Origin of the sequence: Nonomuraea helvata (genome assembly GCF_039535785.1) — a bacterium.
Lineage (GTDB): Bacteria > Actinomycetota > Actinomycetes > Streptosporangiales > Streptosporangiaceae > Nonomuraea > Nonomuraea helvata.
Genome location: NZ_BAAAXV010000009.1, coordinates 219,877 through 239,624 on the forward strand (window position 1 = coordinate 219,877; position 19,748 = coordinate 239,624).

Here is a 19,748-nt window from a genome sequence, read left to right on the forward strand (position 1 = left end):
GGCAGGGCAGAAGAAAGATCAGGCGGGGCCGGCTTTGTAGCCGACGCCGCGGACCGTCACCACGATCTCGGGGTGCTCGGGGTCCTTCTCGATCTTGGCCCTGAGCCGCTGTACGTGCACGTTGACCAGCCGGGTGTCGGCCGCGTGGCGGTAGCCCCAGACCTGCTCGAGCAGGACCTCGCGGGTGAACACCTGGCGCGGCTTGCGGGCCAGCGCCACCAGGAGGTCGAACTCCAGCGGCGTGAGGTTGATCGTCTCCTCGCCCCGCTTGACCGAGTGGCCGGCCACGTCGATGGTGATGTCGCCGATCTGGAGGATCTCGGGCGTCGGCTCGTCGGTGCGGCGAAGGCGCGCCCGTACCCTGGCGACGAGCTCCTTCGGCTTGAACGGCTTGACGATGTAGTCGTCGGCGCCCGACTCGAGGCCGAGGACGACGTCGATCGTGTCGCTCTTGGCCGTGAGCATGACGATGGGAACCCCCGACTCAGCCCTGATCCTCCGCGCGACGTCGATGCCGTCCGCCCCCGGCAGCATCAGGTCGAGCAGGACCAGGTCCGGGCGTGTATCCCGGAACGCGTCGAGGGCCTTGTCGCCGTCGGAGACAAATGACGGCTCGAAGCCTTCCCCTCGCAGCACGATCCCCAGCATCTCGGCGAGAGCGGCGTCGTCATCGACGACCAGCACGCGACCTTTCATGGCCCCTCATTCGTTCTACGCATTGTGGGACATACCCGCACGACCGCTGAAGGTTACCCTTGGTAGGCCCATGAGTGTGACATGAGCCATGCAAAAGGCGAATTTTAGGTCCGCCCCCGCGACCGCTATCTCAGTCTGCGGTAACAGAGCGACTTTCGGCCATCCCTCGGCACGAACCTCGGCCGGATTCGCCGTGGAATGCGGGCAAGATGCGGCGGCGAATCCACTCGGTGACACCAATGCCCCGTTCAGCGTGCCAGGATTGGGATATGTCAGACGGTCACGGTCCCCCGCCCGAGACGCCATCAGGCTGGTCGGCCGAACAGCCCCCGCCGTACAGCGCCCCGTCGGCCTCCCCGTGGACCGCACCGGGCGCGCAGCAGCAGGTGCCCTACGGGCAGCCGTACGGCCAGCCCCCGCAGCCACAGCAGCCCCCCGGACCGGGGCCCCAAACACCATATCCGCCCCATCCGCATCCTCAGCCCGGTTATGGCCACACGGCTTACCAGCCGGCGCTCAGGCCGGGCATCATCCCCCTGCGCCCGCTGGGGCTCGGCGACATACTCGACGGCACGATCAAGCTGATCCGCTCCAACCCCAAGGCCGTGCTCGGCCTGTCGGCCGTCGCCGCGCTGCTCACCGCCGTGCCGGTGGCTGTTGGCCAGGCGTTCTTCCTCGACCTGTGGGACCCCGAGACGGCGACCTCCACCGGTCAGCTCAGCAGCATGACCGCCCTGCCCAGCCAGTACGCCGGCACCCTGATCTCCTACGCGGTCCAGTTCGTGGTGGTCACCCTGCTGACCGGCGTGCTGACCCGGATACTCGGCCGGGCGGTCTTCGGCGGCAGCCTCAGCGCGGGCGAGGCCTGGCGGCTGGTCAAGGGGCGGGTGCCCGCACTGTTCGGCGTGGTGGGGCTGATGGCGGCCATCATGGTGGTGCCGTTGATCGTGTTCGGGCTGCTCTTCGCGGCGATCGTGATGAACCCCTCCGCCGACAGCGTCGGCTGGCTGGCCGGGCTGTTCCTGCTGTTCGTCGTCACGTACATCCCTTACTACCTGTTCTTCACGACCCGCTTCGCGTTCGCCTCACCCGTCGCGGTGCTGGAGTCCAGGGGCCCCCTCGACGCCATGCGGCGCTCGTGGAACCTGGTGACGGGCGACTTCTGGCGGGTGCTCGGCATCCTGCTGCTCACGTCCCTGCTGGTCGGGCTGGTCTCGGGCGTCCTGTCGGTGCCCTTCACGCTGGCGGGCACGATGTTCGGCATCTTCGGCGCGGGCTCGGCCACCACGGCCGTGGTGTCGGCCGTGCTGATCGCGATCGGCGGCACGGTCGGCGCCATGATCAGCTATCCGTTCCAGGCCGGGGTCGCCGGCCTGCTCTACGCCGACCGGCGCATGCGTAGCGAGGCGTTCGACCTCGTGCTGCAGACGGCGGCCATCGAGCAGCAGCGCCAGGGATGGGTGCACGCGTCCGCGGACGAGCTCTGGCACCCGTCCAACTCCGCCAGGTCGTGAGCGTGCCCATGGTCGCACTCACCGCGGCCGCCTCCGGGCTGCGGCTCGACACCCCGATCGACCGGGAGGAGGCCGCGCGGAGGGCCGCGGAGGAGCTGCTCAAGCCCGCTTACGAGAAAGAGCCGCTGATCGACCAGATCTACCGGCGGGTCATGCAGTTCCTCGGCGATCTGGTCGACAGGGCGTCGAGCGGGGGCTCCACCGGCGGAATCATCGCCGCCGTGCTGATCGTGATGATCATTCTCGCGCTGATCGTGCTCATCTCGTGGCAGCTCCGCAAGGCCACCCGCAAGAACGCGCTCGCCGTGGGAGGGCTGTTCGGTCAGCGGGCGATGACCGCGGCCGAGCACCGGACGGCCGCCGAGGGGCTGGCCGCCGAGGGGCGCTGGACCGAGGCCATCCAGGAACGGCTCCGGGCCATCGCGCGTGACCTGGAGGAACGCGCGCTGGTCGACGGCATGCCCGGGCGCACGGCCGACGAGCTGGCCGCGGAGGCCGCCGTCTCGCTGCCGGGGTTCGCGACGAGGCTGGCGGCGGCGGCGCGGTCGTTCGACGACGTGACGTACGGCGGGGTTCCGGGGACGCGGGAGGCGTACGAGGTGATGTCCGCCCTGGACGATCAGCTCCGCGAAGCCCGCCCGGTCCCGCTCGCGGTCCCGGTCCCGGCCGGCGTCGGCGCGGGTGCCCCGGTCGGCGCCGCGTCCGCTCCCGCACCGGGGGGACCGGTCACCGGCGCACCGACCGGCGACTTCGTCGCGGGCCCGCCGATGGGCCCGCCTGCCGCACCATCGAGCGGCCCGGCGGAAGGGTCGTCGGCAAGGGCGCCCGAGCAGCCCGGTGACGGGGCGGGTGGGGCGGCATGAGCGTGCTCACACCACCGCCGGCCGCCGGCGCTCCGGCGCAGGACGGCGGGTCCTACTCGACCTCCCCCACCGCCCGCTCCACCTGGCGTGGCAGCCGGCTCATCGCGCTGCTCGGCCTGATCATCGTCCTCGTCGCGATCGCCGGCGTGCTGTTCACCCCCCAGCGGGGCCCGTCACGTCCCCTGGACCCCGACGACACCTCCCTGCAGGGCGCCAAGGCGCTGGCCCAGGTGCTCAAGTCCCGGGGCGTCGCGGTGGACCGGGTGGACTCCGTACAGGCCGCGGTCGACAGGGCCACCACGGGCAACCGGCTGCTGCTGATCACGGACGTGTCGTACTTCAACGAGTACACCCTGGCCACCATCCAGGGCGACCGGCTGATCCTCGGTGACCAGCCAGGACTCGACGCCCTGGCCCCCGGCGTGCGCAGCGAGCTGGCCCGGGCGCGCACCCGCTCGCGCGAGCCCGAGTGCGCGCTTCCTGCCGCCACGGCCGGCGGCAGCGCGTACATCGGCGGCACCGACTTCACCGCCCCTGCGGGAGCCACCGGCTGTTACCCGTCCGGCGAGGGTTACGCGCTGGTCAGCCTCCCGAACGCGGGCGGCACCACCACGGTCGTCGGCGACGCGAGCTTCATGACCAACCAGTTCCTGGCCGAGGACGGCAACGCCGCGCTCGCGCTCAACCTGATCGGCACCGGCAAGCGCGTGACCTGGCTCGTGCCTCCCGAGAACCCGCCGCCCATCTCGGAGCTGCCGGGCGAGCGGGGCGAGTCGATGTACGACCTGATGCCGGAGAGCATCCGCTGGACGATCTACATGTCACTCATCGCCCTGGCCGTGACCGCGTTCTGGCGGGGCAGGCGACTGGGTCCCGTGGTGACGGAGAAGCTGCCCGTCGTCGTGCGCGCGGCCGAGACCGTCGAGGGGCGCGGCAGGCTCTACCGGGCCAGGCGGGCCAGGCAGCGGGCGGCCGACTCGCTGCGCGCGGGCACGATCGACCGGCTCAGGCCCAGGCTCGGACTCGCGTCGGGGGCCGGGCCGCAGGAGATCGTCGCGGCGCTCGCCGCCCGCACGGGGGAGGCCTCCCAGCAGGTCGGCGCGGCACTGTACGGGCCGCCGCCGGCGGACGACGCCGGGCTCGTCGGGTTGGCCGGATACTTGGACTTCATCGAAAGGCAGGTCAGTGAACCCTGAGGAGACTATGCGCGTCACGAGCCTGGGCGACTCGGCCAGAGAGGCGCTGGGCGCGCTGCGTGCCGAGGTGGCCAAGGCCGTGGTCGGGCAGGACGCGGTGGTGACGGGGCTGGTCATCGCGCTGTTGTGCAAGGGGCACGTGCTGCTCGAAGGCGTGCCGGGCGTGGCCAAGACGTTGATGGTGCGCACGTTGTCGGCTGCTCTGGCCCTGGATTTCAAGCGGGTGCAGTTCACGCCGGACCTGATGCCGGGTGACGTGACCGGGTCGTTGATCTACGACGCGAAGACCGCGGAGTTCGAGTTCCGCGAGGGGCCGGTGTTCACGAACCTGCTGCTCGCCGACGAGATCAACCGCACCCCGCCGAAGACCCAGGCGGCGCTGCTCGAAGCGATGGAGGAGCGGCAGGTCAGCGTGGAGGGCTCGGCGCGGCAGCTGCCCGACCCGTTCGTGGTGTGCGCGACGCAGAACCCCGTCGAGTACGAGGGCACCTACCAACTGCCCGAGGCGCAGCTCGACCGGTTCCTGCTGAAGCTGACCGTGCCGCTGCCGCCGCGCGAGCAGGAGATCTCGGTGCTCGAACGGCACGCCCGCGGCTTCGACCCCCGCGACCTGACCGAGGTGAAGGCCGTCGCCACGGCCGAGGACCTCGCCCTCGGGCGCGAGGCGGTCTCCAAGGTGCACGTGGCGCCCGAGGTGCTCGGCTACATCGTGGACGTGGCCCGCGCCACCAGGAACTCGCCGTCGCTGCAGCTCGGCGTCTCGCCGCGTGGGGCCACGGCGCTGCTGGCGGCCTCGCGGGCGTGGGCCTGGCTGTCCGGGCGCTCGTACGTGACGCCTGACGACGTGAAGGCGCTGGCCAGGCCCGCGCTGCGGCACCGGATCCAGCTCAGGCCGGAGGCCGAGCTGGAGGGCGCGACCGCCGACGGACTGCTCGACGGCATCCTGGCCTCGGTCCCGGTCCCGCGCTGATGGCACTTTCGGTGGTGGTGCGCTGATGGCTCTCACGGGACGTGCCGGGCTGGTCGCGGCGATCGGGATCGTGGTGGTGCTGCTGGCGCCCCAGCCGGGGGCCGCGCTGGCCGGGGTCTGCCTGCTGCTGGCCGCCGCGATCCTGGTGGACCTGGTGTTCGCCGGGGCCGTGCGCCCGCTGAGGTTCCACCGTTCCGGCGACACGCTCGTACGGCTCGGCCAGCGGGCCACGGTCGAGCTGATCGTCGAGAACCCCGGCTCCAGACGCGTACGCGGCGCGCTCAGGGACGCCTGGCCGCCGTCTGCGGGAGCCACCCCGCGCGTCGCCGACCTGGACGTGCCCAAGGGCGAGCGCCGCAAGATCGTCGTGACGCTCGCTCCGACCAGGCGCGGCGACCGGTCGTCCGTGGCGGTGACCGTGCGCTCGGTCGGGCCGCTGGGCCTGGCCGCCCGCCAGGGCAGCCACCAGGCGCCCTGGTCGGTGCGCGTGCTGCCGCCGTTCCTGTCGCGCAAGCACCTGCCGTCCAGGCTGGCCAGGCTCCGTGAGCTGGACGGCCAGCACCCTGCGCTGGTGCGCGGTCAGGGCACGGAGTTCGACTCGCTACGGGAGTACGTGGTGGGCGACGACGTGCGTTCCATCGACTGGCGGGCCACGGCGCGCCGCCACGACGTCGTCGTACGCACCTGGCGCCCGGAACGCGACCGCCGCGTGCTGATCGTGCTCGACACCGGCCGCACGTCGGCGGGCCGGGTGGGCGACGCGCCGATCCCCATGGCGGGGGCCGCGCAGGGCGGCAGCGGGCTGCTGGTGCGGCCGGATCCGCGCCCGGCGCCCGGCTGGCCGCGGCTCGACTGGTCGATGGACGCGGCGCTGCTGCTCGCCGCGCTCGCCGCCCGGGCCGGTGACCAGGTGGACTTCCTCGCCTACGACCGGGCCGTGCGTGCCTGGGTGAGCGGGGCCTCTCGGACTGAGCTGCTGTCGTCGCTGGTCAACGTGATGGCGCCGATCGAGGCCGAGCTGATCGAGGCCGACTCGCAGGGCATGGTGGCCGCCATTCTGGCGCGGGCCAAGCGGCGCTGCCTGGTCGTGCTGCTCACCGACCTCAACGCGGCGGCGCTGGACGAGGGGCTCATGCCGGTGCTCCCCCAGCTCTCCTCGCGCCATCTGGTGCTGGTGGCCGGAGTGTCGGACCCCCGGGTGGCGGCCTTGGCGGGCCGCCGGGAGTCGGCCGAGGAGGTGTACGACGCGGCGGCGGCCGAGCACACCCAGCTCGAACGCCGGCGCATCACGGCGCGGCTGCGGCGGCACGGGGTGGAGGTCGTGGACGCGCCCCCGGAGGACATCGCGCCCGCGCTGGCGGACGCGTACCTGGCCCTGAAGGCGGCGGGACGGCTCTAGCCCCACCCTCCCCTGGTGGCTCTCCCGCCGCCGTCGGTGACCGGCCTGCGGTGGGGGCGGGGTCAGGCGGTCGGGGCGACGTCCGGGGCGCGTTCGAGGTCGCCGGTCTCGTTCTGACGGAGGGCGCGGCGGCCGAAGACGATCACGTACGTCAGGAACGCCGCCTCGGCGAGGACGCCGATCCCCACGCGCGCCCACGTGGGCAGCCCCGACGGTGTGACGAACGCCTCGATCAGCCCCGACACGAACAGCACCGCGACCAGCCCCAGCGCCACGCTCATCACCGCCCGGCCCTGCTCGGCCAGCGCCTCCGTCCGGCGGCGCGGTCCGGGGTCGATGACCGCCCAGCCCAGGCGCATGCCCACGGCCGCCGCCAGGAACACGGCGGTCAGCTCCAGCAGGCCGTGCGGCATGATCAGGCCGAAGAAGATGTCCAGCTTGTCGCGGGAGGCCATCAGACCACCTGAGACGCCGACGTTCTCCGCGTTCATGTAGAGCATGTACGGGATCGGCAACCCGAGCAGCACCGAAGAAATGATCACCTGCGCGGAGACCCACGCGTTGTTCACCCACACGTGGCCGGCGAAGGACGCGGCCGGGTTCTCCGAGTAGTAGTCGGAGAAGTCGTGCTCGACGAGCTGGGTGATCTGGTCAGGCGAGGCGATCGACGACTGCACGTCGGGATTGGCGGCCACCCAGGCGCCCATCACCCACGCCACCAGCGTGAACGCCACCGCGCTCGCCAGCCACCACCACCGCGCCCGGTAGGCCACCACGGGGAACGACACCGTGAAGAACCGCACGAACTCCCGCCAGGCAGGCGTGTGCGCGCCGGTCACGGCGGACCTGGCCCTGGCCACCAGCGCCGACAGCCGCCCGGTCAGCATCGCGTCACCGGAGGAGGAGCGCACGATGGACAGGTGCGTCGACACCCGCTGATAGAGGTCGACCAGCTCGTCCACCTCGTCGCCGGTCAGCGACGAGCGGTGCTTGACCAGGTGGTCGAGCCGGTCCCACACGGGGCGGTGTGCTGTGATGAACGCATCGATGTCCACCCGAACATTCTGGCCGCTCAGTCAGTGCGACATAGCCGTTAGGCTCCATATATGTCAGAGGTTGTGACCGGCGACGCGGTCGTCGTCGAAGTGCGGGTCGCCCAGATGCCCTCGCGCGCGCTGGCGATCATCATCGACATGGCCGTCCAGTTCACCGTGCTGATCGCCGCCTATGCGATCTTGGGCGCGTTCTCGGCCATCTCGGACTCCGCCGCGTTCGGGGCCGCGATGATCGTGCTCGTGGTGCTGGTGCTGGTCGGCTACCCCGTGATCTTCGAGACCCTCTCCAGAGGGCGCAGCCTCGGCAAGCTGGCACTCGGGCTGCGGGTGGTCGGCGACGACGGCAGCCCCGAGCGTTTCAGGCAGGCGCTGTTCAGGGGCCTGGCCGGGGTCGTGGAGTTCTGGATGTTCTCCGGGGCTCCCGCGCTGATCTCGTCGCTGGTCTCGCAGCGGGGCAAGCGGCTCGGCGACATCTTCGCGGGCACCATCGTGATCTCCGAGCGGGCGCCGCGCGACCGCGGGCAGTTCATCGAGATGCCGCCGCCGCTGATGACCTGGGCGGCCACGCTGGAGCTCTCCCAGCTGCCCGACGAGGTGGCGCAGGCCGCCAGGCAGTACCTGTCGCGATGGCACGACCTGTCGCCGCAGGTCCAGCACGAGATGGGGGTGCGGATCGCGACCCAGGTGGCGGCGTTCGTCTCGCCCGCCGCGCCGGGCGGGGTGCCGCCGCACGCGTACCTGAGCGCCGTCCTGGCCGAGCGCCGCAGGAGGGAGCAGATGCGCCTCGCGCTGCGCACCGGCAACGGCCTCGCGCACCAGGCCCCGCAGCCTCCGTATCAGCAGCCGGGCCCGTACCAGCCTCCGGTTCCGAACCCTTACCAGCAGCCGGTGCCGCCCAACCCGTATCAGCAGGCGGCGTCAGGCCCGTACCGGCAGCCGGCTCCGGCGCCGTACCAGCCTCAGGGGCCTTATGCGCCGTTTCAGCCGAACCACCACCAGGTTCCGGCCGCACCCGCGCCGGAGCCGCCGAAGGCGACTCCGGGCGGGTTCGCGCCGCCTCAGTGAGGACGGCGCTTCCGCGGGTGATCCGTCAGTCGTGCCAGCCGTTCCGGTACGACCCCTGGGTCTGCACGTTCAGCCGGTCGGTACGGACACCCCTGGCGCTGTCCGTGAGCGGATCGTTGATCCTGATGACGTCGAGGCCTTCGTGGAAGTCGGCCCCGTAGATGTAGCCGTTGTAGTAGTACGCGGACCAGATGCCGCCGCCACCGCCCGCCGAGCGGGGACCGCGCTCGAAGTAGCCGATCTCCCTCGGGTGGGCCGCGTCGGTGAAGTCCCAGACCGAGAGCCCGCCCATGTACCAGGCCTGAACCATGATGTCCCGGCCCTTGACGGGGATGAGCGAGCCGTTGTGCGCGACACAGTTCTCGCTGTCGGCCTGGTAGCGCGGGATCTTGAAGTAGCTCTTGAACGTGAACTGCCCGTTCGAGATGTCATAGATCGCGTCCGCGCCGCGGTTCGGGCCGATCGCCTCGTTGCAGGTGGCCGCGCCGCCGCCGCCGAGCTCGTCGGTGAAGACGACCTTCTTGGCGTCGTTGCTGAAGGTGGCCGAGTGCCAGAAGGCGAAGTTCGGGTCCGTGGTCCTGGCGGTCACCTTCGGGTTCAGCCGGTCCGAGATGTCGAACAGCACGCCGTCACCCATGCACGCGCCCGCCGCGATGTCCTTCTCGGCGTAGGCGGTGATGTCGTGGCAGCCGCTGGTCGGCAGCAGCAGGCCCGGCTGGGTCTCGTTGCCGCCGTCAGGGAAGATCACCGGGGTGGACGCGACCGCGGCTGAGGCCGGGTCCTTGAGCGGCACCTTGATGATCGAGATCTTGTCATGCGGCGGCTGGCAGTCGGGGAAGGTCGCGCTCGGGTTGTAGGACGAGACGTAGATGTAGACGTTCTTGTACTGGTCGCGGCCCTTGCCCGGCACCAGGGTCAGGGTGTGGGAGCCGCAGTTCGTCTCGACCGACTTGATGTACTTCGGGCTTGCCTTGTCGGAGACGTCGAAAATCCTGACGCCTTCCCAGGCCTCCTTGTGGTCGGCGGTCAGCGCCGTGCTGTTGCACGAGTCGTCGCTGCGCGAGGAGTCGACGGCGGTGAACAGCAGGTCGCCATAGACGGTGACGTCCATCTGGGAGCCGGGGCAGACGACGGAGCTGACAGGCTTGGCCTTCTTGGGGTTGCGGATGTCGTAGATCGAGAAGCCGCCGTAGTTGCCGACGTACGCGTAGTCGCCCTGGAACGCGATGTCGGTGTTGATCGTCGAGGCGATCGGGGCGGGCTTGGGGATGTTGAGCACGTGGGTCACGTTGGGGCTGTTGACCACGGCGTCGGGCGGTGGGATGTCGGCGGCCATGGCGGGCATTCCCGTCAGCGCTAGCGCGACGGCTGCTGCCGCCGCCACGAGGGCGCGGCGCGGATTGGACACTCCGGAGCCTCCAAGATCGTGTGTCCGGACAGAACGGAGGCGGCGAGGACCCGCGCGGGGCCCTCGCCGCCGGAGAATCAGTGGCCGTGTTCGGGATACGACGCCTGGGTCTGCGCGTTCAGGGAGCGCATCCGCACGCCGTTCGCCCGGTTGGTACGCCAGTCGTTGATCTTCAGAACGTCCAGGCCCAGGTTGAAGTCGGACCCGTAGATGTAGCCGTTGTAGTAGTAGGCCGACCAGAAGCCGCCGCTGAGCGCCGGCGCGGTGCTGTCGGGGCCGCGCTCGAAGAAGGCGATCTCCTGCGGGTGCGCCGAGTCGGTGAAGTCGACCACCGAGATCCCGCCCTGGTACCACGCCTGCACCATGATGTCCCGGCCCTTGACCGGGATCAGCGAGCCGTTGTGCGCCACGCAGTTCTCCGTGTCGGCCTGGTAGCGCGGGATCTTGAAGTAGCTCCTGAACTGGAGCTGCCCGTTCACGATGTCGTAGTACGCGTTGGCGCCCCGGTTCGGGCCGATGGCCTCGTTGCAGGTGGCCCTGGTGCCGCCGCCGAGCTCGTCGGTGAAGATGACCTTCGTGCCGTCGTTGTTGAAGGTGGCCGAGTGCCAGAACGCGAAGTTCGTGTCATCGCGCACCTTGGCGGTGACCTTGGGCTGCTCGGGGTTGCGGATGTCGAGCAGGATGCCCTCGCCCATGCAGGCGCCCGCGGCGATGCCCTTCTCGGGGTAGGCCGTGATGTCGTGGCAGCCGGTGGTGGCGGACTTGCCGTCGGGGTACGGCAGCGGGAGGCCGGGGTTGCCGCCGTCGGGGAAGAGGTTCGGCGTCCCGATCACCGTGGCGGCCGTCGGGTCGCGCAGCGGCACCTTGACGATCGAGATCAGGTCGTGGGGCGGCTGGCAGTCGGGGAACGACGCGTTCGGCGCGTAGGAGGAGACGTAGAGGTAGACGTTCTCGCGCCTGCGGTCGGGCACCAGCGTGTGCGTGTGAGAGCCGCAGTTCGTCTCGACCGACTTGATGTACTTCGGGCTGGCCTTGTCGGAGATGTCGAAGATGCGGATGCCCTCCCACGACTCCTTGACGGAGGCCGGCTGGGAGGTGCTGCTGCACGAGTCGTTGTTCCGCGAGGAGTCCACGGAGCCGAACAGCAGGTTGCCGTAGACGGTGACGTCCATCTGGCCGCCTGGGCAGACCACCGAGCTGACCAGCGACGTCCGCTTCGGGTTCCTGATGTCGTAGATCGAGAAGCCGTAGTAGTTGCCCACGTAGGCGTAGTCGCCCTGGAAGGCCATGTCCGTGTGGATGTCGGCCAGCGCCTCGGGCTTGGGCACGTTGGTGACGTGCTGGATGTTGGGGCTCATGACGATCTCGCCGGGAGCCGGGATGTCCGCGGCCTGGACCGGTAAGGCGACGCCGCCCAGCAGCGCGACCGTCGCCATCAGGGTGAGGGCCCTGCGGAGGGAGAACACTCGGGATCCTCCTATAAAGGGGGCATAAATCTACGTCATCCTCGCCTCTCCGGCCTCAACAAGCCAGCAGACAACTTGTCAATTTTTGTTCCTGTTCGCCCCCTTTGAAGTTGTCCCCTTTTGGCCTAGAGTGCGCATTCTCGACCGAGTCAGTCAGGGAGGTTGAGTGCGCGCCGCGCTCATAGTCGTCATGGGTACGGTCGTTGCCCTCTCAGGCTGCAGCTCCCCACCGCAGGCCCCGCGCGCCGACTCGACCGCGCCGGTGATCGCTCCCGGCCGTCCCGGCGAGCAGGCCAGGACGCTGTCGCCGAGCGAGGCCGCCACCGCCGTCCCCACGGCCACCGCCAACGCGGCCGACATCAAATACGTCCAGGACATGATCGTCCACCACCGGCAGGCCCTGGACATGTCCCTCCTCGCGCCCAGCAGGGCCGACTCGGCCAAGCTGAAGAGCCTGGCCGGCCGGATCAAGGACGCACAGGGGCCGGAGATCCAGTTCATGACGACCTGGCTGCAGGAGCAGCAGCAGACGGTGCCCGACCATCACGCCGCCCACGCTGGAATGCCGGGAATGGCCACACCCGAGCAGATGGAGGCGCTGAAGGCGGCCACGGGAAAGGACTTCGACCGGATGTTCCTGCAACTCATGATCAACCACCACCTTGGGGCGATCAAGATGTCGGAGCAGGTGCTGACCAGCGGCTCCCACATCCGCGTGGAGGAACTGGCCACGGACGTCAGCGTGACCCAGGCGGCCGAGATCCGCCGCATGCAGGAGATGCAGTCCGCCCTTTAGCCCCGCTCAGGGTGGCTAGGAGCCGACGCGCCAGGAGTGCAGGTAGTCCTCCTGGTCAGGAGTCAGGACGTCGATGCCGATGCCGGCGGCGGCCAGCTTGAGCCTGGCCACCTCGTGGTCGATCTCCTCGGGAACGTCGTACACGCCCGGGTCAAGGCGGGAGCGCTCGCCTGCCAGCCAGGCCACGGCGAGGGCCTGCGCCGAGAACGACATGTCCATGACGGCCGCGGGATGACCCTCGGCCGCGGTGAGGTTCACCAGCCGCCCCTCGGCGAGCAGCAGCAGGCGCCGGCCGTCGGGCATGACGTACTCGTCGGTGTTGGGCCGCACCCCACGGTGCACCTCGGCGGCCAGCTCGTCCAGCGCCCGCACGTCGATCTCCACGTCGAAGTGCCCGGCGTTGGCCAGGATCGCGCCGTCCTTCATGACCGACAGGTGCTCGGCCCTGATCACGTCACGGTTGCCGGTCACGGTGACGAACAGGTCGCCGACCATCGCCGCCTGGGCCATCGGCCGTACCTCGTAGCCCTGCAGGGTCGCGTCGAGCGCCTTGACGGCGTCGATCTCGGTCACGATCACCCGCGCCCCGAACCCCTTGGCCCGCTCGGCCACGCCCCGCCCGCAGAACCCGAACCCGGCCACGACCACCGTGCGACCGGCGAGCATGGTGTTGGTGGCGCGCATGATGCCGTCGAGCGTGGACTGCCCGGTGCCGTAGCGGTTGTCGAACATGCGCTTGGTACGCGTGTCGTTCACGGCCACCATGGGGAACCTCAAGGCGCCCTCCGCGGCCATCTGCCGGAGCCTGATGATTCCGGTGGTGGTCTCCTCACAGCCGCCGCCGACGCCTTCGAGCAGGTCGGTGCGCTCGGTGTGGAGGATGTTCACCAGATCGCACCCGTCGTCGAGCACGAGATCGGGCTCGAGATCGAGCGCCTGGTGGATGTGCCGGTAGTAGGTGGCCCGATCGACCCCGGCACGCGCGTGCACGTCGATCCCGTACATCCGCAGCGCCTCGCCCACGTCGTCCTGCGTGGACAGGGGGTTGGACGCGGCAAGCGCGATCTCGGCCCCTCCGGCCTTCAACGCCCCCATGAGCACGGCTGTCTCGGCGGTGACGTGCAGGCAGGCAGCGATCTTCAACCCGTCCAGCGGCCGCTCGAGCCCGAACCGCTCTCCGATCGCCGTCAGCACCGGCATCGAACGAGCGGCCCAGGAGATCTGCCGCTCACCGCTTTCCCAGAGATCCATGCCAGCCCTTTGAGCGAAGAAGAAGGCCAAGAATACGCGTCGTCACGGCGAGCGACCCGTGAGCCTTCACGACCGGCCATGACGGACGGCCGCTGACGTCGGCGCGTGCGGCTCACCGTGCGCAGCCGTACAAGATGACAAGAGGGCGGCCCACCGTGCGCGGCCGCACCAAAGACGGGGTTCTGAGCGCTCCTACGGAACGGCCCCGGAAGGGAGAACCCCTCCGGAGCCGGAGCCTCAACATCCGAATTCAGTACCGGTAGTGGTCGGACTTGTAGGGGCCCTCGACGTGGACGCCGATGTAGGAGGCCTGTTCCTTGGTCAGCTCGGTCAGCTTGACGCCCAGGGCGTCGAGGTGCAGACGGGCGACCTTCTCGTCCAGGTGCTTGGGCAGGGTGTAGACGCCGATCGGGTATTCGGACGTCTTCGCGAACAGCTCGATCTGCGCGATCACCTGGTTGGTGAACGAGTTGGACATGACGAAGCTCGGGTGGCCGGTCGCGCAGCCGAGGTTCATCAGGCGGCCCTCGGCGAGGACGATGATCGAGTGGCCGTCCTCGAAAACCCACTCATCGACCTGCGGCTTGATGTTGTTCTTGACGATGCCGGGCAGCTTGGCGAGGCCGGCCATGTCGATCTCGTTGTCGAAGTGGCCGATGTTGGAGACGATCGCCTGGTGCTTCATCTTCGCCATGTGGGCGGCGGTGATGATGTTGAAGTTGCCGGTGGCCGTCACGAAGATGTCGGCGATGCCGACGACCTCTTCCAGCGTGGTCACCTGGAAGCCGTCCATGGCCGCCTGGAGCGCGCAGATCGGGTCGATCTCGGTCACGATGACCCGGGCGCCCTGGCCGCGAAGGGCGTCGGCGCAGCCCTTGCCGACGTCGCCGTAGCCGCAGACCACGGCCACCTTGCCGCCGATCAGCACGTCGGTGGCGCGGTTGAGACCGTCGATGACGGAGTGGCGGCAGCCGTACTTGTTGTCGAACTTCGACTTGGTGACCGAGTCGTTGACGTTGATGGCCGGGAAGAGGAGCTGGCCGTTCTTGTGCATCTCGTAGAGACGGTGCACGCCGGTGGTGGTCTCCTCGGTGACGCCCTTGATGCTCTCGGCGATCCTGGTCCACCGCTTGTCGTCGCCGACCGTGCGGGTGAGCAGGTCGATGATGACGTGCCACTCCTCCGGGTCCTCGGCGGTGGCGGGCGGCACGGCGCCGGCCTTCTCGTACTCGGCGCCCTTGTGGACCAGCAGCGTGGCGTCGCCGCCGTCGTCGAGGATCATGTTGGGGGCGTCTCCGTCAGGCCACGTGAGGGCCTGCTCGGTGCACCACCAGTACTCCTCCAGCGTCTCGCCCTTCCAGGCGAACACCGGCACGCCCTGCGGGTCGTCAACGGTGCCGTTGGGGCCGACGACCACCGCGGCGGCGGCGTGGTCCTGCGTGGAGAAGATGTTGCAGCTGACCCAGCGGACCTCGGCGCCGAGGGCGACCAGCGTCTCGATGAGGACGGCAGTCTGGATCGTCATGTGCAGGGAGCCCATGATCTTCGCGCCGCGAAGGGGCTGGGAGGCCGCGTACTCCTTTCGGACCGCCATGAGGCCGGGCATCTCGTGCTCGGCGAGCCGGATCTCCTTGCGGCCGAAGTCGGCCAGTGAAAGGTCTGCGACCTTGAAGTCCATCGGTGTTCCCTCGCGTCGCGGATGGGTGTCGCCACAGAGTTTAGGCGGCCTGTCGGCGGGGCCGCATCTTCAGGCGCGCAAACCTGACGTAAGAATGTAAGGATGCGCATCACTGAGGCCGCCAAGCGGCTCGGCATGTCCCCGCGAATGCTCCGGTACCGGGAGGCACTCGGCCTGTTGCCGCCGGTACGCGAGCAGGGGGCGCACCGGCGGTTCGGCCCAGAGGAGCTGGCCGCGGTGGCACAGGGGGTGGAACTGGAGAAGAGGTTCGACGTCTCGCCGGCCGAGCTGGCGTTCGCGCTGCGGGTGCTGACCGAGCCAGCGGTGGCGTCGGCCGTACGTGACCTCGGGGTTCGGATCGGACGCATCCAGGTGCCTCGCCGGGCTCTCGACTTCGAGAAGGAGAAGGCCCTCCGCCTGCTCCGCCCCTCAGGCCGCTGACCCCACGGCACGCCATGCTCCTTTCGAGGGCTTGATCCCACGCCCACCAGCGTGCCGGTGCCACCCCATGGGGAGCCACCCGTAGAGAACCCCACTCCTCAGAGGAAGCCGCTCAGACGGAGGGACTGACGAGTTGCTGGGCGAGCCAGGGCAGGGCCTGCGGGAGCTCCCGGTTCCAGGTGTTGAAGTTGTGGCCGCCGCTGGGCAGGAAGAGCGACGACCCCTGCATGGGCGGCCGCACCGCCCCCAGGAAGCGCACGGTCGCGGGATAGTCGCTCTCGCCCTTCTTGCTGCTGGTGACGAGCACCTTCACGGGAGGCGCCGGCAGGTTCGCCAGCCGCCACATGAGGTCGTTGCGCTGCTCGAGCGACTTGTCCCCATGGAACAGATCGCCGGTGGTGCGGTCGATGATCGTCTTGAAGTACCCCGACAGCGAGACGGCCGCGGAGAACTGCTCGGGATGGCTCATGACGATCTTCAGCGCGCAGTAACCGCCGGTCGAACCGCCCAGGATGCCCCACGAGTCCCGATCCGGGGCCACCCGGTAGTGAGCGATCATGTCCTGTTTGACATCGTTCGCGAAGTACGCCTGCACCTGCGGCCCTCGCGGCACGTCCACGCACTCGGTGTCGCGCGGCAGCACCACGCTGGGCCGCATCATGACCAGGATCGTGGGCTTGACCTGGCCCGCGGCGATCGCCTTCGCCATCCGCCCCGGCAGGTCCATCCGGGTCATGAGGTTGCGCGGATCACCCGGATAGCCGGTGAGAGCGATGATCGCAGGAAAGTGCTCCGTCTTGTGCTTCAGGTACGCCGTCGGCAGGAACACGTACGCCTCCGAGCTCAGCCTCGTGGACGCCCCCGGCATGATCACCTGCTCGATCCGCCCGCCCGGCACCGCGCGGCTGCCGAGCACCTGCAGCCCCGTGGCGGCGACCGTGATCGGCGCCGTCGCCGTGTCGGTGCCCAGCAGGTCGCCCCAGGAGCTGTAGAAGGCGAAGTACGAGTTCAGCGCCAGCCCCAGGGCGGCCAGCGTGAGCACCTGGCAGACGGCCAGCACGCCGACCCGGCCCAGCACGGCCTGCAGCTTGCTCGCGCTCAACCGCGGCCACAGCCACACCGTCGCCACCAGCGCCGCCACCGCGAGCACCGCCGTCGTGACCAGCAACCCCATCGAGGTGAGTTCCATGGGTATGAGATACCTGTCGGAGCGTAAGCGGAGAGTTAACATGCGCATTATCGAGCCAGGTCTTCAATGTGGGGTGTGAAGCGTTCCTGGATCCCAGCCGTCGCCGGTTACGCGTCGTTGGCGATCGGCCTTCTGGACATCGGCAAGGCCGTGTTCCCCCATTTCGAGCACACGCGGATGGGCGAGTGGTCCGACTTCCTGCCGGGCATCGTCTCCACCGTCGCCAGGGCGTCCTCCCTGGTCGTCGGCATCATGCTGGTGATGATCGCGCACGCGCTGCGCCGGGGGAAGGTGCGGGCCTGGCGTGCCGTCGTGGTGCTGCTGCCGGCGAGCGCCGTCGTGAGCTTCATCCACCTGCGCCCCGCCTCGGCCGTGATCAGCCTCGCCCTGCTGGCCGTGCTGGTGATGGGCAGGGGCGAGTTCTCCGCGCTCCCGGATCCGCGCTCGCGCTGGCGGGCCCTGGGTAACCTGCTCGTGCTCGGCGCCCTCGACATCGGCCTCGGCTATGTGATCATCAGTGCCCGCCCCCGGATGCTCGTAGGCGATCCGAGCGTGCTCGACCGGCTCGAACACGTGCTCCTCGGCCTGGCGGGCATCGAGGGACCGGTCGCGTTCACCGTCGAGCGGGTCTCCGACCTGGTCTACTTCTCCCTGCTCGCGCTCGGCACGCTCACCGCCGTCACCACGCTGTACCTGGCGCTGCGTCCCGAACGCCCGATCGCGGAGCTCACCGAGGACGACGAGCGGCGCCTGCGCGCCCTGCTCGCCCAGCACGGCGAACGCGACTCGCTCGGCTACTTCGCGCTGCGGCGGGACAAGAGCGTGCTGTTCTCCCCTTCGGGGAAGGCGGCCATCGCCTACCGCGTGGTGTCGGGGGTCATGCTGGCCAGTGGCGACCCGATCGGCGACCGCGAGGCCTGGCCCGCGGCGATCAAGACGTTCATGCGCGAGGCCAGGCGGCACGCCTGGGTGCCCGCTGTCATCGGCTGCGGCGAGACCGGCGGCGAGGTGTGGACCCGTGAGGCCCGGATGTCCGCGCTCGAGATCGGCGACGAGGCCATCATCGACGTCGCCGACTTCACGCTGGAGGGCCGCGCGATGCGTAATGTGCGGCAGATGGTCAACAGGACCGAGCGGGCCGGCTACACCTGCCGCGTGCTCCGCACCGCGGACCTGACCGAACAGGAGCGGGAGCACATCCGGCAGGCCGCCGACTCCTGGCGCGGCACCCAGACCGAACGCGGCTACTCCATGGCGCTCGGCCGCTTCGGCGACCCGGCGGACGCCGACTGCCTGGTGGCCACCGCCCACAAGGACGGCGAGCTCAGGGCCGTGCTGCACTTCGTGCCATGGGGACCGCGCGGCATCTCGCTCGACCTCATGCGGCGCGACCGAGACGCCGAGCCGGGGCTCAACGAGCTGCTGATCGCCAAGACCCTTCAGGCCGCGCCCGCCCTGAACATCGCGCAGGTCTCACTGAACTTCGCCATGTTCCGCGCGGTCCTGGCCCGTGGGGAGCGCCTCGGTGCCGGTCCGGTGCTGCGTGCGTGGCGAGCGCTGCTGATCTTCCTGTCGCACTGGTTCCAGATCGAGTCGCTGTATCGGTTCAACGCCAAGTTCCGGCCGATCTGGGAGCCCCGTTTCGTGGTCTACCCCAACGCCCGCGACCTGCCGCGCATCGGGGTCTCGGCGCTGCAGGCGGAGGCGTTCATCACCCTGGGCCGCTCCCCCAGGCGCCGCCTGCGCCTTCCCTGGCTGGGTCCGGCCCGGCTCGCCTCATAGGAGGCCCGTTTCAGCTCGAGGTGGCCTCGGAGGGCGAGCTCGAGGGGTTGGCGCGGAGGCGGTCCAGGTCGGGCTCCAGGTAGATGACGCGAGCGATCGGCACGGCCTCGCGGATGCGGCGTTCGGCCTCGTCGATGCCATGGGCGACCTCGGCCGCCGTGTCGTCGCGCGCCACGGCGATCTTCGCCGCCACCAGCAGCTCCTCCGGCCCCAGGTGCAGCGTGCGCATGTGGATGATCCTGGCCACCTCGGGCGTGCTCTCCAGCGCGGTCCGGATCTGCGCCTCCATCTCCGGCGTGGCACCCTCACCGACCAGCAGCGACTTGGTCTCCACGGCCAGCACGACCGCGATCACGGCCAGCAGCACGCCGATCATCAGGGTGCCGATGCCGTCCCAGACGCCATCACCGGTGATCACCGCCATTGTCACGCCGAACAGCGCGAAGACCAGACCGAGCAGCGCGCCCAGGTCCTCCAGCAGGATGACCGGCAACTCGGGCGACTTGGACCGGCGGACGAAGGTGACCCACGACAGCTTGCCGCGGATCCCGTTCGACTCCTTGATTGCCGTGCGGAACGAGAACCCCTCGGCGATGATCGCGAAGATCAGCACCGCGAACGCCCAGATCGGCGCCTCCACCTCCTGCGGATCGGAGATCTTGTGGACACCCTCGTAAATCGAGAACGCCGCACCGATCGTGAACAGCACCACGGCCACCACGAAGGCGTAGAAGTAACGTTCGCGGCCGTAGCCGAAGGGGTGCTCCTTGGTGCTGGCCTTGGCCGCCCGCTTGCCGCCGATCAGCAGCAGCACCTGGTTGCCCGAGTCGGCCACCGAGTGAATGCCCTCCGCCAGCATCGAGGACGATCCCGTGAAGAACGCGGCCACGAATTTCGACACGGCGATTGCCAGGTTCGCGGACAACGCCGCAATGATCGCTTTCGTTCCGCCGCTCGCGCTCACCGATCTTCTCCAACC

The 19,748-nt window shown here is 69.7% G+C and carries 17 protein-coding genes; 9 read left to right on the top strand and 8 right to left on the bottom strand.

The features are described from left to right. Window positions 1-18: 18 nt before the first annotated feature. A complete protein-coding gene (mtrA, locus tag ABD830_RS33570; protein ID WP_043620615.1) occupies window positions 19-696 on the bottom strand; it encodes an MtrAB system response regulator MtrA in 678 nt (225 codons plus the stop codon). A 269-nt stretch (window positions 697-965) separates the two neighbouring features. On the opposite strand from mtrA, the gene ABD830_RS33575 reads away from it, so the two are divergent. From ABD830_RS33575 to ABD830_RS33595, 5 genes are read left to right on the top strand one after another with little or no spacing between them, the layout of a single operon-like run. Further along, a complete protein-coding gene (locus tag ABD830_RS33575; protein WP_344996629.1) occupies window positions 966-2,210 on the top strand; it encodes a glycerophosphoryl diester phosphodiesterase membrane domain-containing protein in 1,245 nt (414 codons plus the stop codon). Between the two features lie 8 nt (window positions 2,211-2,218). Next, a complete protein-coding gene (locus ABD830_RS33580; RefSeq protein ID WP_345002191.1) occupies window positions 2,219-3,073 on the top strand; it encodes a DUF4129 domain-containing protein in 855 nt (284 codons plus the stop codon). Beyond that, window positions 3,070-4,269 carry a DUF4350 domain-containing protein gene (locus ABD830_RS33585; RefSeq protein WP_344996631.1) on the top strand — a complete coding sequence of 400 codons (1,200 nt, stop codon included), beginning with the start codon at window positions 3,070-3,072 and terminating at the stop codon, window positions 4,267-4,269. The genes ABD830_RS33580 and ABD830_RS33585 overlap by 4 nt, the downstream gene beginning before the upstream one ends. Window positions 4,270-4,276: 7 nt before the next feature. Then, window positions 4,277-5,239 (top strand): AAA family ATPase, encoded by a 963-nt coding sequence (locus ABD830_RS33590; protein ID WP_344996633.1) that lies wholly within the window; start codon window positions 4,277-4,279, stop codon window positions 5,237-5,239. Window positions 5,240-5,264: 25 nt separating this feature from the next. Next, entirely contained in the window at window positions 5,265-6,638 is a 1,374-nt protein-coding gene (locus tag ABD830_RS33595; protein WP_344996636.1) for a DUF58 domain-containing protein, read from the top strand. Between the two features lie 62 nt (window positions 6,639-6,700). Here the strand turns inward: ABD830_RS33595 and ABD830_RS33600 are convergent, their stop codons facing one another. Beyond that, window positions 6,701-7,693, bottom strand: a complete 993-nt coding sequence (locus tag ABD830_RS33600; RefSeq protein WP_344996638.1) for a stage II sporulation protein M — start codon at window positions 7,691-7,693, stop codon at window positions 6,701-6,703. A 51-nt stretch (window positions 7,694-7,744) separates the two neighbouring features. Here ABD830_RS33600 and ABD830_RS33605 point away from each other — a divergent pair, with 51 nt between their 5' ends. Next, the gene (locus ABD830_RS33605; protein WP_344996641.1) at window positions 7,745-8,758 is read left to right on the top strand and encodes an RDD family protein; all 1,014 of its coding nucleotides are present in this window, start codon (window positions 7,745-7,747) and stop codon (window positions 8,756-8,758) included. Between the two features lie 25 nt (window positions 8,759-8,783). Here ABD830_RS33605 and ABD830_RS33610 read toward each other — a convergent pair whose 3' ends face one another. Together ABD830_RS33610 and ABD830_RS33615 are read right to left on the bottom strand one after the other, a co-directional pair. Then, window positions 8,784-10,166: an LVIVD repeat-containing protein gene (locus ABD830_RS33610; protein ID WP_344996643.1), complete on the bottom strand. Its 1,383-nt coding sequence runs from the start codon at window positions 10,164-10,166 to the stop codon at window positions 8,784-8,786. A gap of 77 nt (window positions 10,167-10,243) precedes the next feature. Beyond that, a complete protein-coding gene (locus ABD830_RS33615) occupies window positions 10,244-11,602 on the bottom strand; it encodes an LVIVD repeat-containing protein (protein ID WP_378520738.1) in 1,359 nt (452 codons plus the stop codon). 220 nt (window positions 11,603-11,822) lie between these two features. Here ABD830_RS33615 and ABD830_RS33620 point away from each other — a divergent pair, with 220 nt between their 5' ends. Continuing rightward, the gene (locus ABD830_RS33620) at window positions 11,823-12,428 is read left to right on the top strand and encodes a DUF305 domain-containing protein (protein ID WP_344996647.1); all 606 of its coding nucleotides are present in this window, start codon (window positions 11,823-11,825) and stop codon (window positions 12,426-12,428) included. Window positions 12,429-12,443: 15 nt separating this feature from the next. Here ABD830_RS33620 and ABD830_RS33625 read toward each other — a convergent pair whose 3' ends face one another. Together ABD830_RS33625 and ahcY are read right to left on the bottom strand one after the other, a co-directional pair. Then, entirely contained in the window at window positions 12,444-13,679 is a 1,236-nt protein-coding gene (locus tag ABD830_RS33625) for an adenosylhomocysteinase (protein ID WP_344996649.1), read from the bottom strand. Between the two features lie 250 nt (window positions 13,680-13,929). Then, window positions 13,930-15,357 carry an adenosylhomocysteinase gene (ahcY, locus tag ABD830_RS33630; RefSeq protein WP_344996651.1) on the bottom strand — a complete coding sequence of 476 codons (1,428 nt, stop codon included), beginning with the start codon at window positions 15,355-15,357 and terminating at the stop codon, window positions 13,930-13,932. 102 nt (window positions 15,358-15,459) lie between these two features. Here ahcY and ABD830_RS33635 point away from each other — a divergent pair, with 102 nt between their 5' ends. Further along, the gene (locus ABD830_RS33635; protein ID WP_344996653.1) at window positions 15,460-15,798 is read left to right on the top strand and encodes a MerR family transcriptional regulator; all 339 of its coding nucleotides are present in this window, start codon (window positions 15,460-15,462) and stop codon (window positions 15,796-15,798) included. A 112-nt stretch (window positions 15,799-15,910) separates the two neighbouring features. Here the strand turns inward: ABD830_RS33635 and ABD830_RS33640 are convergent, their stop codons facing one another. Further along, window positions 15,911-16,987 (bottom strand): alpha/beta hydrolase, encoded by a 1,077-nt coding sequence (locus tag ABD830_RS33640; protein WP_344996656.1) that lies wholly within the window; start codon window positions 16,985-16,987, stop codon window positions 15,911-15,913. Window positions 16,988-17,062: 75 nt separating this feature from the next. Between ABD830_RS33640 and ABD830_RS33645 the strand changes: the two genes are divergently transcribed. Next, window positions 17,063-18,769, top strand: a complete 1,707-nt coding sequence (locus tag ABD830_RS33645) for a phosphatidylglycerol lysyltransferase domain-containing protein (RefSeq protein ID WP_344996660.1) — start codon at window positions 17,063-17,065, stop codon at window positions 18,767-18,769. Window positions 18,770-18,779: 10 nt separating this feature from the next. Here ABD830_RS33645 and ABD830_RS33650 read toward each other — a convergent pair whose 3' ends face one another. After that, a complete protein-coding gene (locus tag ABD830_RS33650; RefSeq protein WP_344996663.1) occupies window positions 18,780-19,733 on the bottom strand; it encodes a cation diffusion facilitator family transporter in 954 nt (317 codons plus the stop codon). Between the last annotated feature and the right edge of the window lie 15 nt (window positions 19,734-19,748).